This is a genomic window from Spirosoma liriopis, assembly GCF_023196085.1.
Classification (GTDB): domain Bacteria; phylum Bacteroidota; class Bacteroidia; order Cytophagales; family Spirosomataceae; genus Spirosoma; species Spirosoma oryzicola.
The window spans coordinates 42212-55019 of sequence record NZ_JALPRF010000005.1 but is presented as its reverse complement, the minus strand read 5'-3'; the positions used below and the strand labels follow the sequence as shown (position 1 = coordinate 55019).

Annotated in this window: 11 protein-coding genes; all 11 read right to left on the bottom strand. The window is 44.7% G+C overall.

Annotation, left to right across the window (positions count from 1 at the left end):
• Window positions 1–21: 21 nt before the first annotated feature.
• Window positions 22–1023 (bottom strand): glycosyltransferase family 2 protein, encoded by a 1002-nt coding sequence (locus tag M0L20_RS23665; protein WP_248479504.1) that lies wholly within the window; start codon window positions 1021–1023, stop codon window positions 22–24.
• 9 nt (window positions 1024–1032) lie between these two features.
• On the bottom strand, window positions 1033–1884 hold the full coding sequence (locus M0L20_RS23660) for an FkbM family methyltransferase (RefSeq protein WP_248479502.1): 852 nt from the start codon (window positions 1882–1884) through the stop codon (window positions 1033–1035).
• Window positions 1881–3152, bottom strand: coding sequence for an ABC transporter ATP-binding protein (locus M0L20_RS23655; RefSeq protein WP_248479500.1), 1272 nt, complete (start codon window positions 3150–3152; stop codon window positions 1881–1883). The genes M0L20_RS23660 and M0L20_RS23655 overlap by 4 nt, the downstream gene beginning before the upstream one ends.
• 14 nt (window positions 3153–3166) lie before the next feature.
• Window positions 3167–4018 carry an ABC transporter permease gene (locus tag M0L20_RS23650; RefSeq protein ID WP_248479498.1) on the bottom strand — a complete coding sequence of 284 codons (852 nt, stop codon included), beginning with the start codon at window positions 4016–4018 and terminating at the stop codon, window positions 3167–3169.
• Between the two features lies 1 nt (window position 4019).
• Window positions 4020–4997, bottom strand: a complete 978-nt coding sequence (locus M0L20_RS23645) for a Gfo/Idh/MocA family oxidoreductase (protein WP_248479497.1) — start codon at window positions 4995–4997, stop codon at window positions 4020–4022.
• A 45-nt stretch (window positions 4998–5042) separates the two neighbouring features.
• Window positions 5043–5669, bottom strand: coding sequence for an acyltransferase (locus M0L20_RS23640; RefSeq protein ID WP_248479496.1), 627 nt, complete (start codon window positions 5667–5669; stop codon window positions 5043–5045).
• The gene (locus M0L20_RS23635; protein WP_354004266.1) at window positions 5620–6762 is read right to left on the bottom strand and encodes a DegT/DnrJ/EryC1/StrS family aminotransferase; all 1143 of its coding nucleotides are present in this window, start codon (window positions 6760–6762) and stop codon (window positions 5620–5622) included. The genes M0L20_RS23640 and M0L20_RS23635 overlap by 50 nt, the downstream gene beginning before the upstream one ends.
• A 21-nt stretch (window positions 6763–6783) precedes the next feature.
• On the bottom strand, window positions 6784–7890 hold the full coding sequence (locus tag M0L20_RS23630) for a sugar transferase (RefSeq protein WP_248479494.1): 1107 nt from the start codon (window positions 7888–7890) through the stop codon (window positions 6784–6786).
• A gap of 72 nt (window positions 7891–7962) precedes the next feature.
• Window positions 7963–9234, bottom strand: coding sequence for a nucleotide sugar dehydrogenase (locus M0L20_RS23625; RefSeq protein WP_248479493.1), 1272 nt, complete (start codon window positions 9232–9234; stop codon window positions 7963–7965).
• 31 nt (window positions 9235–9265) lie between these two features.
• On the bottom strand, window positions 9266–11623 hold the full coding sequence (locus M0L20_RS23620; RefSeq protein ID WP_248479492.1) for a GumC family protein: 2358 nt from the start codon (window positions 11621–11623) through the stop codon (window positions 9266–9268).
• A 79-nt stretch (window positions 11624–11702) separates the two neighbouring features.
• Window positions 11703–12569, bottom strand: coding sequence for a polysaccharide biosynthesis/export family protein (locus M0L20_RS23615; protein ID WP_248479490.1), 867 nt, complete (start codon window positions 12567–12569; stop codon window positions 11703–11705).
• Window positions 12570–12808: the final 239 nt, after the last annotated feature.

The following is a 12808-nucleotide window of genomic DNA, read 5'->3' as shown; positions in this document are numbered from 1 at the left end:
GCTGATGATCAGACCTTATTACTACTTTTTATCATTAACAAACACATAAACGAGCCACTTTAGTAAACGAGGTGGGTTTTGGTCTGACGCAAAATAAGGCGCGTGTAAATTCCCAAGCAGGGCGAAGAAATCTAACGCGACGATTGGGCTAAAGAGTTGTTTGTAATTTCCAATCAACCAGCGAGCAACCCGTTTGGCTACGCCCACATTGTCTTTATAGATAAGTTCATACCTGTTGTTAGTCAGCACTTCATTATGTGCTTTTATGAATGACTTGCAACCGGCGTAAGTCTGTTTTTTTAAATACTTAAATGTGCTTTTTCTTGGCTCAATATTATGATTGATCACCAAATCAGGTGCCAAACCAACATGCATACCCTGATCAACAGCATGAAAAACGATCTGCGTATCTCCTCCACTTGAAAGAGATTTGCCTAATCTGTCAGTCAGTGTATATCGTCCTTTTTCTACACTTTCTACGTAGCCTGTGAGTATGTTTTTGTCAATAAGCATTCCTGTACCGGCAGGATGACAGATAGACCACATTTTCTCATTCGAAAAGATTACGTTATTGATATGCTTCTCCTGAAACATGTCTTTTCGATTAGCAATCCAGGACTGGATACGCGGGTCAAGCAGCCTAACATTTACATGTCCTGGACCCCAACATTTTACAAATGGATATTTATGAATCAGAGTATAGGCGTGGAGCAGATAATCGTCAACGGGTTCATTGTCATCGTCCAGGAAAAGTATCCAGTCGCCTTTACTTTGGTTCAAACCAGTAATTCGGGCATTAGTCAAGCCGGCTTTAGATTCCCTGATAATGGAAATATGTTTTTGCTCGGATAAACTCTTCTTGAGTAAGAAAACATCGTTGACGAAAGGCTTACTCCCATTATCAACAATCAACCACTCGTAGTCGAAACGTGTATCAATGCGCAGTGCGTTAACCGCCTTGACGAGTTTTGCCAGAACAGCAGGGTTAGGGTTATAAGCGCACGTAATAATAGAAAACAGCATGAAGCCAGTTTAAATAACAGACTGATTGTTTGTCACATGGTTCATACTATTCTGTATACAGCTAGCGCTGATAGCAACCAAGGTCTGTTTGGACTCAACCAAAAGAAAGTTATGATTTATCAGTTGCGATATAATGCTGTCTCTTACATTGAACTCATTATGTATTTCTATCGCTATTACCTTCACTTTGTCGAGAAAATCATTTTGTTCACTCCCCTTAAATAACTCAGCTTCAGCTCCTTCTATATCTATCTTTATTAAATCGATCTCGTCTAGATTGTTATGCAGAATGATTTCGTCAATTGTCATTGTATTTACTTCTGCGTAGGAGCCTGACTTGTTATTAGATACGGAGATTGCCCAATCTTTGCCATCCCTAAAATTTCTGTTGAGGTAAATATTTTTTTGTGTGCTCCATATAGCTTTTTGATACAGTACAGTCTTATCATAGCCTGATAAATTCGCTTGAAGAGACTCAAAGTTTCGTTCGTCGGGTTCGGCACATATGAATGTGGCGTCTGGAAAATTTTCCCGCAAATAGATTGTAGCTAACCCTATGTTCGCACCTAAATCTATTACCGTTCTTATCGAAATTTTATTTAATCGTATTAAGTCAACTAACTCCGAGTACTCTTTGTAAATAAAAAGTTGCTCAAACACCATCAAGTCGCTTGATGCTTTTCGCAGCGTTATGGTATGGCCATTCCTAGTCAATCGAATAGTTGACGCATCCTCAACGGCATCAGAATAGTACCCCTTAAATTTTGATAAATCATCTTGGCTCGAAAAAGGCTCCATTTTAGCTGCCAGATATCCAAGTTGTTTAGCTACGAACCTTCGCAGTTTACGGTAGACGTTCATGATACAATCTGGGGGCTACTCTGGTGTACTATCAATTTGGAGTCGGGTACGATATAACCGTGATCGGCTGTATGCGGAAATGTTCTGCCCTCAGTTGGTGAACTGTATATTGTAAATGATGTAGCAAATTCAACCCAATCCAGTGTCTCCGTATTATGGCTACCAATCCAGATGTTTGTAAAATATTCACCGGGAATCAGTTTAGGCAAATCAATGGTGATAAAAAATCTATTTGTTAGCGCTGAATACGGAATCAATTTTCTCAGTGTAGGCAACGCTTGCATCAAGGCTACTCCCTGCTGATTGACTATATCAACCGCCACAAAAGCATCTTTATGCATATCGTTACTGACATAATCTATGTCTAGCGAAAGGATACGGTTGGTTAAACTTTGCTCTACCCGAAGAATACTAAGTTTACTGTTTTTTAGCTTACCACTTCTTTTATTTCGCATCCATACATTTCCTCTGTTTCTATCCTGATTCTCAAGGTATTTATTGATGCTTTCATCGACATCCCCAACGAAACCAACAGTTCCGTTACTAATAATAACTATTCGGTTGCACAAAGCTTTTATCGCTCCCATGCTGTGGCTTACGAACAATACCGTTCTCCCCTCATTGCGGCTTACCTCCTGCATCTTGCCGATCGCTTTTTTTTGAAACTCATCATCCCCAACAGCCAGAACTTCGTCTATAATCAGAATCTCGGGGTCGAGGTGGGCGGCTACGGCAAAGCCTAAACGAACGGTCATTCCACTCGAATAACGCTTGACGGGAGTGTCGATGTAACGTTCGCAACCCGAAAAGTCGATGATTTCGTCAAGTTTAGAGCGGATTTCCCGCTTGGTCATGCCAAGAATAGCTCCATTCAAAAATATATTTTCGCGTCCGGTCAGATCAGGATGAAAACCAGTGCCCACTTCAAGCAGGCTACCGATACGGCCATTAAAGTCAATACGACCGGTAGTTGGCCCGGTTACCTTCGAGAGTATTTTAAGCAGCGTCGATTTACCCGCTCCATTCTTGCCAATGATGCCGAGCACTTCGCCGGGCATTACCTCGAAATTGATGTCTTTCAACGCCCAGACGTAGTCACTGTTAGCTTTCGTACTTCGGTCATTGGTATCACCTACTTTTAGAAATGGGTCTTCCTTTCCCCGGACGCGGTGCCACCATCGCTGCACATCATCGCGTATGGTTCCGGTTCCAATTGCACCCAGCCGATACTGTTTAGACACATTTTCTACTTTAATAATTGGTTTCATACACGAAATCAGCCTTATACGACATCCATGAAATTTTTCTCAGTTCGATTAAATACCATCAGTCCGAGTAGAAAAGAGATTACGGTAAAACCAACGGAGTAACCGAGTGAGCCCCAGGAAAACGTTCCGGTCCCAAAAAAGCCGTATTTAAATGTTTCAATGACTCCGGTCATTGGATTGATCAGCATGAGGAGCTTGTATTTTTCAGGAATAGCCGATAAGGGAATAATAACTGGCGTTGCATACATCAGCAATTGCACGCCAAATTCTACCAAGTATTGCAGATCGCGGTAACGGGTCGTCATGGCCGAAACCAGCATCCCTAAACCCAGACCCATTGCGCCCATGATCACAATAAGTAGGGGCAACAACAACAGGACTCTGTTGGGTTGTAACGGATTGCCATCAGATGCGTAGAATGCATAGATCAGAAGGAACAACAAAAGGCCAATGCCGAATTGAATCAGGTTACTGATCACAATGGACAAGGGGGTTACGGCCCTTGGAAAGTATACCTTTCCGAAGAGAGATGCATTGGCTGTAAACGTATTCGAAGTGGTTCGTAAACAATTAGAAAAGTAGTTCCAGGCTGTTATTCCCGCCAGGTAGAACAAAATCGGGGGAACACCATCGGTCGAAAGGTTAGCCATACCGCCAAAAACGATAGCTAAAACAGCCGTCTGAAAAATGGGCTGAATGAAAAACCAAATAGGTCCTAAAATCGTCTGCTTGTATTTCGCCACAAAATCGCGTCGGACGAACAGTAACAGCAGATCGCGGTATTGCCAGATTTCAGCCAAACGCAAGTCGAGTAAGCTGCGCTGGGGCGTAATGGAATGAGCGTAAACTGGTTTATCAGCGTTCATATCAGCCATTGATTGCCGCATCATAGCCGACTAGCAAACGTTGTTTACGCGCCATCGGATGGTAATCACTGCTTAAGCGGGCAAGACTGGCATTCCGGATGTTATGTACGATATCAATGGAAGGGTAAGCCTCGGCCAATCCAAAGCCTTTTCCCGCCAGAATGTTTTCATAACTCTTCGTATGTAGATCCGTAAATCCGTCGCTAAATTCGATTTCTTCACCTTCCAGTTGGAGCGAACGAAACGTACTTTTGTTGGCAACTTTCACGGCTTCGGGCAGGTTATCGTAGTCGGTGCTCAGAAACCAGCGAACCCGTGCTTTAGCCAGTTCTAGATACCCAGCGGCTGTGTTTTCCTCGTGAACGTGAACACGGTTTAATTTAACCGGCCCAAAAATCCACGTAAGCATGTCAAAAAAATGCACCCCAATGTTGGTAGCTATACCGCCCGACTTTGCCGGATCTCCTTTCCAGCTAATGTTGTACCATTTGCCACGACAGGTTATGTAAGCCAAATCCAGATCATATATCTTGTCGGCTGGTCCGTTACACACCCGTTCTTTGAGCGCTATGATGCTTGGGTGCAACCGCAATTGCAGAATGTTATTGACCTGCTTGCCAGTTTCGGCTTCCATTTCGGCCAGTCCATCAATGTTCCACGGATTTAGTACCAACGGTTTTTCACAAATAACGTTAGCTCCGTTTCGTAGCCCAAACCGGATATGTGCATCGTGCAGGTAGTTAGGACTGCAAATACTCGTAAAATCAACCCCTTGACCCGATCTGTGTAGTTTATCAATGTGCCTGTCGAATCGTTCGAATTCGGTAAAAAACTCAGCTGCTGGAAAATAACTATCCATGATGCCGACCGAATCAAACTTATCGAAGGCTGTAACCAGTTGATTGCCAGTATCCTTGATGGCTTTGAGATGGCGGGGAGCAATAAAGCCTGCCGCACCAATCAGGGCAAAAGTGTGCATAGAGGAAGACAATTAGCCGTAATCAATGAAAACTGTTTATATTAATCAGATCGGATGGACAAGTCCGTTTGTTAACGCATAGCTTATTGCACTCTCGGGACAGGTAGCTCGTCCGTCTGGGTCGAAAGTGAGTCGATGACCATATTCGCTTACCCAGCCTACCTGCCGGGCAGGATTCCCAACGACCAACGCGTAAGGCGGCACATCTTTGGTTACGACTGCTCCTGCTCCCACAAAAGCGTATTCACCAATGGTATGACCGCAGACGATGGTGGCATTTGCGCCAATACTCGCGCCTTTGCCAACGTGCGTTTTCAGGTATTGTCCCCGTCGGTTGATAGCGCTGCGGGGGTTAATTACGTTGGTAAACACCATGGATGGCCCAAGAAATACATCGTCGTCGCAGGTAACTCCCGTGTATATGGATACGTTATTCTGAACCTTCACATTCCGGCCAAGCACTACCTGCGGTGAAATCACGACATTCTGTCCAATGTTACAATCTGCACCAATGATACAACCGGACATAATGTGGCAGAAGTGCCATACTTTGGTGCCTTCGCCAAGCTGACAACCCTCATCAACAACAGCCGTTGGATGGATCAATACAGCATTTACAGGCTCAGTTGAAGTAGGTAGTGACTGACTCAGTAATGTATTGGATTTGTTCATTCGATAACTCCGTATGGATGGGTAGTGAAATCACTTGCTTACACAACTCTTCTGTTGCGGACAATTCGCCGACCACCCGACCCAACCCCCGATACGCTTTCTGCTTGTGCAGCGGCATGGGATAATAGATCATGCTCGGAATTTTCCGATCATCTAAATAAGCTTTTAGTTCATCACGTTCTGCTGCCGGTACCTTGAGCGTATACTGATTAAAAACGTGCGTTGAGCCAGGCATCCGGTAAGGAATTTCTATTGCTGTTATACCGCTAAAAACGGCATCATACATGTCGGCAACCTGCTGACGGTATAGTGTATACGTTGAAAGAAATTTCAGCTTTTCGAGTAAAATAGCGGCCTGAATTGAATCGAGTCTGGAGTTGATGCCGATAGCATCGTGTTCGTACTTTTTAGCCTGACCATGATTGGCAATCATTCTAACGTGGCTGGCAATTGTGTCATTGTTTGTAAACACCGCTCCCCCATCGCCGAAGCATCCCAGATTTTTCGAGGGAAAAAAGGACGTTGTTCCGAGCATACCCATTGCCCCCGCCGAAACCGTGTTGCCATTTGTGTAGGAATAAGTAGCACCAATCGCCTGAGCAGCATCCTCAATAACAAACAGATCGTAAGCAGAACACAAATCGGAGATTCGTTCCATATCAGCGCACTGACCAAACAGATGCACAGGAACGACAGCTTTTGTTTTCTGACTTATTGCCTGTTCAATTGCTGACGGACAAATTGTGAACGTTTTGGGATCTACATCAACCATGACCGGTTGCAGCCGTAATAAAGCAATCACCTCAGCAGTTGCCACATACGTGAACGACGGCACAATCACTTCGTCGCCGGGTTGAAGATTTAAAGCCATCATGGCTACCTGTAAGGCATCGGTACCATTGGCGCAGGCTACTACGTTCCCAATAGTTAGGTAGTGTCCTAACTGTTGTTCAAACGCGCTTACCTGTGGCCCTTTGATAAAAGCCGCCGAATTAACGCACTCCTGAATGGCCTCATCAATGGCGGGCTTAATTTTCAGATACTGATTTTTCAGATCAACCATCTGAATAGACTCCACGGAACTGGTCAGCATGGGCATTGGTTCGTTACTTCGTTATTTACTGCGCGCTTTATGAATGACTATGTTTTTCATAATCTTCAGCAAATACGTTAAATCAGTTGCGACAGGATCACGTTCATAACGGGTGAGGTAGTTCACCTCTGATTGCACAATCTGCTCGAACGTTGTCGGTAGATCGGCATAATACGGAGGGAGCAGACCGGGCTTATGCTGACGCCGGAGTTGCTGGGCGGCTTCCGGGTACAGGCTAAAATAATGTTCACTGATAGGCCGTACACCCAATAATTTAATGTCGCCTTTAAGCAGATTGATTAACATGGGCAGTTCGTCAATCCAATACTTGCGTATCAGACGACCTCCCGTGCTGACTCGAAAATCGTTTTTAAATTTTCCGCCGAGATCAATGCCGTTGGTTTTGTGAAGGTATTCCTGAACGTACTCCGCGTACGGATGCATGGACCGAAACTTGTACACGGTAATTGGTTTTCCGTGTTTGCCGATCCGCTGCATACGAAACAGACACCCTTCGTTCGATTCGGGTTTCGACTCACTTGGATTGTTTAGCGGGTTGATTTTGGCAACGAACAGTGTCTCGTCGACGGTTTCAACGATATCAACAAGCTCAAAACCATTGTACATCAAACGTCCTATGATCTCCGCTTTCGACATATCGACGGGTGCGTTAAGCAAGCGACAAATCTTTCGAAACCCTTTGAGTTTAGGCAACGCCCGCCTGACCAGGAAATGTACGCCATAGTAGCCATAAAACGACACACCCGACAATCGTTGCTGAATACAGGCTTTTATATTTTCGGCCGTTGTCACCCGAAAAGCAAAGTAACTATCACTCGCCAAGGTTCTGCGCACTTGTCCGAAAAGCCAATTGGGCCCATGTGCCTTGAGCAGCATCTCATCGATGTACAGGTTTTGTATAGTTGGCTGGAGCTTATTTTGGTGCACCTCCTCCAAACAAACAAACTGCCATGACTCCTGCCGTGCATACTGGTTCAATACCGCTGGTATTTGCCTGTGTAACAGATGACGATCAGTTGTCGTGACAGTGATCGGTAACGAAATTAATGGGGGTTGGGGAGCGCCACCCGAATAACGTTCTGGTAGAATAGCTTCATTAACAGACATTTTGGTGCGGGTATAGGTGCAAAAAAGAAGAGTGCTGTATGACATGCCAAGGCATCCTGTGCCTGTACATGTTTATAGCCGAATATCGACGTAGCTTCTATCTGCAATCGATTTGACATCAAAGAGAACAGACTTTTCGTCTTTTTTGAGGCCATTTATGTCTAACTCCATAAACTGCTTGTGCGCAACCGCCAGTATAATTCCATCGTACCGGCGACTGCCTATCTGCTCTAGGAGGTCTATTCCGTGTTCATGTTTCACGGCTTCGGGATTAGCCCAGGGGTCATACACATCTACCTGAATGCCAAAATCAGTAAGCTCATAATAAATGTCGGTCACCTTAGTATTACGCGTATCAGGACAGTTCTCTTTAAACGTAAAGCCCAGCACCAGAATCCGGCTTCGCTGAATTTGTAGCCCGTTGGCTATAAGTTTCTTCAGGATCTTCTTCGCGACGAATACCCCCATACTATCGTTGACCAACCGTCCGGATGCAATTACTTGTGGATAGTAGCCCAGGCTCTGCGCTTTGTGAACGAGGTAGTACGGATCAACCCCGATGCAGTGGCCGCCCACTAGCCCCGGCCTAAATTTCAAGAAATTCCATTTGGTACTGGCAGCATCGAGCACGTCATTGGTATCGATCCCCATCCGGTCGAACATGAGAGCGAGTTCGTTCACAAAAGAGATGTTGAGATCACGCTGCGCGTTTTCGATGGCTTTTGCCGCTTCAGCAACTTTGATAGATGGTGCCTTGTACGTGCCGGCTACAATAATAGAACTATAAAGCTGGTTAATAAACTCGCCCGCTTTTGCGGTTGATCCAGACGTGATTTTAGGAATACGAGTGAGCGTTTGTTCCTTATCGCCGGGGTTGATGCGCTCGGGAGAATAGCCACAAAAGAAGTCCTGATTGTAAGTCAGTTTGCTGCATTTTTCCAATATGGGCACACAATCTTCTTCGGTGCAGCCCGGATAAACGGTCGATTCATAGATCACCGTATCGCCGGGTTTAAGCAGTTTACCAACGTCAGCCGATGCTTTGAGCAGGTAACTCAGGTCGGGCTTTTTGAAGTTATCGACGGGTGTTGGAACGGTGATAATAAAGACCGTACAGGAACGCAACCTATTGATGTCGGTGGTAAAACAAAGCTGTCGCGAAACGGCAATCTGTTCCTCACTTATTTCCAGCGTCCGATCATGGCCGGTCATCAACTGATTAACACGTTCCGGGTTAATGTCAAAACCGATAACCGGGTACTTTTTACCGAATTCGACTGCCAGCGGTAAGCCAACGTATCCCAGCCCTATAACGGCAATTGATACTTCTTCTAAAGGGGCCATACTATGTTGGAAATGGACAAATGGCGTGAACTTACAGGCGAGCTGGCAGGCGTCTCAACCAACCTTTACTTCTGGTATCCTCCTTGTAATAACCGTTACTACCGTGTCCGTACCCGTATCTGTGATCGGACGAATGCTTGTAGTCAACGGCATTGAAAACAACATGTAACGATTTGAAAATACCTTGCTTGTGTAAGTCATTAAGGTTTTTCAGGTAGAACCTTGGCGTTACTTTGTGCCGGACAATGTAGAAACAGATGTCCACAAAAGGAGCGAGTAACGTGGCATCGGTAACTAACCCAACGGGGGCGGTATCAATCAAAATGTAATCGAACGAGCGTTGCAATGAATGTATCAACTCGTCAACTCTGCCATTAGCAATCAGTTCCGACGGATTCGTCGGTGTGTATCCACTGGGGATAATGTATAAATTAGGTGTGTTTGTGTCGAGGATAATATCCTCAATTTCCAGTTCACCAACCAGATAGGACGAGATACCAGCGGTGTTTGTTGTGCCGGGATAGTCGTCTGGTTTTGGCTTGCGCAAGTCAAGTCCGAGTATGACTACTTTCTTGTTTAACATAGCCAGAGAAGCGGCCAGGTTAAGCGTAATAAAACTTTTGCCTTCACCACACGTGGAAGAAGTAATTAGCACAGTCCGCCCCGATTCTTTTTTTGTGTTTAAAAATAGATAGTGCAGGTTGGAACGAAGCATTCTGATTTGTTCACTCATCAGGCTACGAGCGTGGACATCGACAACCTCTTTTCCTTTACCTTTCGGCTTCGAACTGATCTCGGCAAAAATGGGCAATCCAGTTTTACGTTCAACCTCCTGCTTCGACTGTATATTACTGGTCAATAAATCGTTCAACGTGATAAAAGCAATCGGAATAGCGAACCCCAGCAGTAACGCCATCAGATAAATGTTTTTTGTTTTGGGTTTAATTGGCTCACCGGTCGAATACGGGGCGTCTACAATGCGACTGTCGGCTACGGCTGATGCGTAATGGATTGCCGTTTGTTCGCGTGTTTTCAGCAGGAGCAGATACAGGTTTTCTTTAATGTTGGCCTGCCGCTTGATTCCAACAAGTTCACGCTCTTTTTGTGGTATAGCCGCAATAGCTCCTTCCAGCCGGTTATTGAGATTAATCAAACCACGTCTATTGGCGTTCAGACCGCGTTTTCGGTTGCTGAGGTTATCCCGAACCGCTTGCTTTACAGTGTGCATCTGGTTGTTAATTGATTCCAGATACGGATTACCCGGCTGAACCGTTTGGGCTAATTTACTACGCTCGGCTTCCAGATGGGCTAGCTGTTCAATGTACGATTTTAGAACGGGATCGTTAAAACCCATCATTATACCCGGAGCCACAACGCCCACTTGCGCACTGTTGAGATACCCTTCAACGCCGTCCAGCACTTTTACCTGAATCTCTAGTTCATTCAGTTTAGAGTCGTTTTCCTTTACTTTGTTTAGTAAAAGATTCGTTTCAGAACTTAAGTCTGTGATGCCTTTGACTCGTCGATAGTGCTCGATGTTATGTTCGACTCCACCTAATTCAGCCGTTACAAGTTTCAGGCGTTCTTCAATAAAACTCAGGGTACTGGCAGCCTCCCGCTTTTTGTCATCTAGCGATGAAACGGTATATACATCCACCAATCTGGACAATATCGCTTTACCTTTGGCGGGTATGGTGGTCTCCAGACTCAACGAAATAAGGCTACTCTCGTAATTCAGTAATGTGATTTGAAGCTGGTTCGTCAGGTTATTGATCAGCGCATCTCGGTTCTGAAAAACAACTTTTACGCTTGTAAGGTGAGCTTTAGCTAAACTATCGTGATTATTAATTTTGAACTTGCCGTACTTGGTTTCTACCAGCTGATTGAAGGCAAACCGACCCAAGTTATTTCGTTCACGATCAAAGAGCGTGTATTCGTTCGCTGAGTCTAGTTGGATAAACAACGGGTTACTATAAGCGAAGTCGGTTAGTCTGGTATCACTAATCTGAACAGGAGATTCGTTAAACAGCTCACTATCACGCAGATTTTCTTCTCGCCAGTAGGTTACACCTAATTTGAGACTATCAACTACATTACCAAGCAAAACCCGCGATTTCAGCTTTTCTATTTCGTTCTCCACCAGTTTGCTGGAGCTTTCCATGTCCAGTTTTTCCAGTACATCGCTGTTTACCTTTTTGGTGTCTTTAATCAGCAACGTAGCATTAACCTCATAAACTGGCGTGTAAAACTTCAGATAAAAATAAGCACACCCTAAGCTGATCACCATTGACACCAGAATTAAAAGCCAGTATCTCAGGTATTTAAAAGCGTAGTCGAGAATGCTAGTGTCCTCCTGGTCGTCAATAAAAGCCTGATCGTCTTGACTCATATACAATCCGAACCCAACTAGGCAATTTGGCCCAGATAAGTTAATCTGCCAGGTTTAATAAAGAAACGCCAACGTATGTTTATCGTGAAAACAGATAAACCACTGTCACAAGGGTTGTGACAAAAGTGAGGTAGAAGGGAGCGCGCTGTACAAACAGACTTGGCTGCTTCTGCGGTGGCTGTGACTCTGGTATTGTCTTCTGTTTTGTCGGCTCCACATAGATAATATCGTCGTTTTGCACGTAGAAGTAAGGTGACGAAAAAACATCCCGATTACGCAGACTCACCAGTCCAATTTCGCGTCGATTAGCAACGCTACGAATAACTTTGACACTATCTCGTTTACCGAAGATGGTCAAATCGCCGGCTGCCGTAATTGCTTCAATAATTGTAGTATGGTCGTTCAGCAGGTTAAACGTACCTACCCGGCTCACTTCGCCCAGAACGGTAAATTTATGATTTACAAACCGGATGCTCACCGCCGGGCTCTTAATGGTTTTCCCAACTTCTACACGAATTTTTTCTTCTGCCTGCGGAATCGTTAACCCGTCCAGTTTTTGTTTGCCCAGTAAAGGAATCGATACATACCCCAGCGAATCGACTGGATACCCCAGCGGCTGACCACTAGCTCCACTTGATGCTGCCCCAGGTGTAAAACTGGCGATTGGCAGTGAACTAATGTTGTATGCATTCATAATCTCATTCAAATCCTTATTCAGACTACTGATTATAATTCCGAGGATATCGCCCACCTGTATCCGTGATACACTTGGCGCAATTGTCTGGATGGTGGCGGGAAACAACGAGTCTTTACTTTGAAAATATTCAAGTTTGGCAGGCAGTACAACAGGCTTTACGACCACGCATGAACCTAAAAGAAAAGTAGCAATACAGACTAAAAAAAAACCAGTAGCAGCCCTAAAAATAGCCACAAAACTTGCAATCATAAATGAATAGAGATCGAGTGAAAACCTTATATGATAAGTTAAAAAAGACGTTCACATGTACTGTTTTTGGTATGGCTCCGCCACTTCAGTCCCATACGAAGACTTCCACTCAAAAATTTACAAAAACGAAGTGATTTTTTACTGGCGAGATCATATTGGATCTCTGAAACTTCTCTATCCGTCAGTCTTTATTTCGGTAAGTACAAGGACTATTCAAAGCATCAGTTTCTACCGCCTGC

Excerpts from the sequence above, each read along its gene's own strand:
- M0L20_RS23620 (WP_248479492.1), bottom strand. The coding sequence starts at position 11,623 with ATGAGTCAAGACGATCAGGCTTTTATTGACGACCAGGAGGACACTAGC.
- M0L20_RS23660 (WP_248479502.1), bottom strand. The coding sequence starts at position 1,884 with ATGAACGTCTACCGTAAACTGCGAAGGTTCGTAGCTAAACAACTTGGA.
- M0L20_RS23630 (WP_248479494.1), bottom strand. The coding sequence starts at position 7,890 with ATGTCTGTTAATGAAGCTATTCTACCAGAACGTTATTCGGGTGGCGCT.
- M0L20_RS23655 (WP_248479500.1), bottom strand. The coding sequence starts at position 3,152 with ATGAAACCAATTATTAAAGTAGAAAATGTGTCTAAACAGTATCGGCTG.
- M0L20_RS23625 (WP_248479493.1), bottom strand. The coding sequence starts at position 9,234 with ATGGCCCCTTTAGAAGAAGTATCAATTGCCGTTATAGGGCTGGGATAC.
- M0L20_RS23650 (WP_248479498.1), bottom strand. The coding sequence starts at position 4,018 with ATGAACGCTGATAAACCAGTTTACGCTCATTCCATTACGCCCCAGCGC.
- M0L20_RS23665 (WP_248479504.1), bottom strand. The coding sequence starts at position 1,023 with ATGCTGTTTTCTATTATTACGTGCGCTTATAACCCTAACCCTGCTGTT.
- M0L20_RS23640 (WP_248479496.1), bottom strand. The coding sequence starts at position 5,669 with ATGAACAAATCCAATACATTACTGAGTCAGTCACTACCTACTTCAACT.
- M0L20_RS23645 (WP_248479497.1), bottom strand. The coding sequence starts at position 4,997 with ATGCACACTTTTGCCCTGATTGGTGCGGCAGGCTTTATTGCTCCCCGC.
- M0L20_RS23635 (WP_354004266.1), bottom strand. The coding sequence starts at position 6,762 with ATGCTGACCAGTTCCGTGGAGTCTATTCAGATGGTTGATCTGAAAAAT.
- M0L20_RS23615 (WP_248479490.1), bottom strand. The coding sequence starts at position 12,569 with ATGATTGCAAGTTTTGTGGCTATTTTTAGGGCTGCTACTGGTTTTTTT.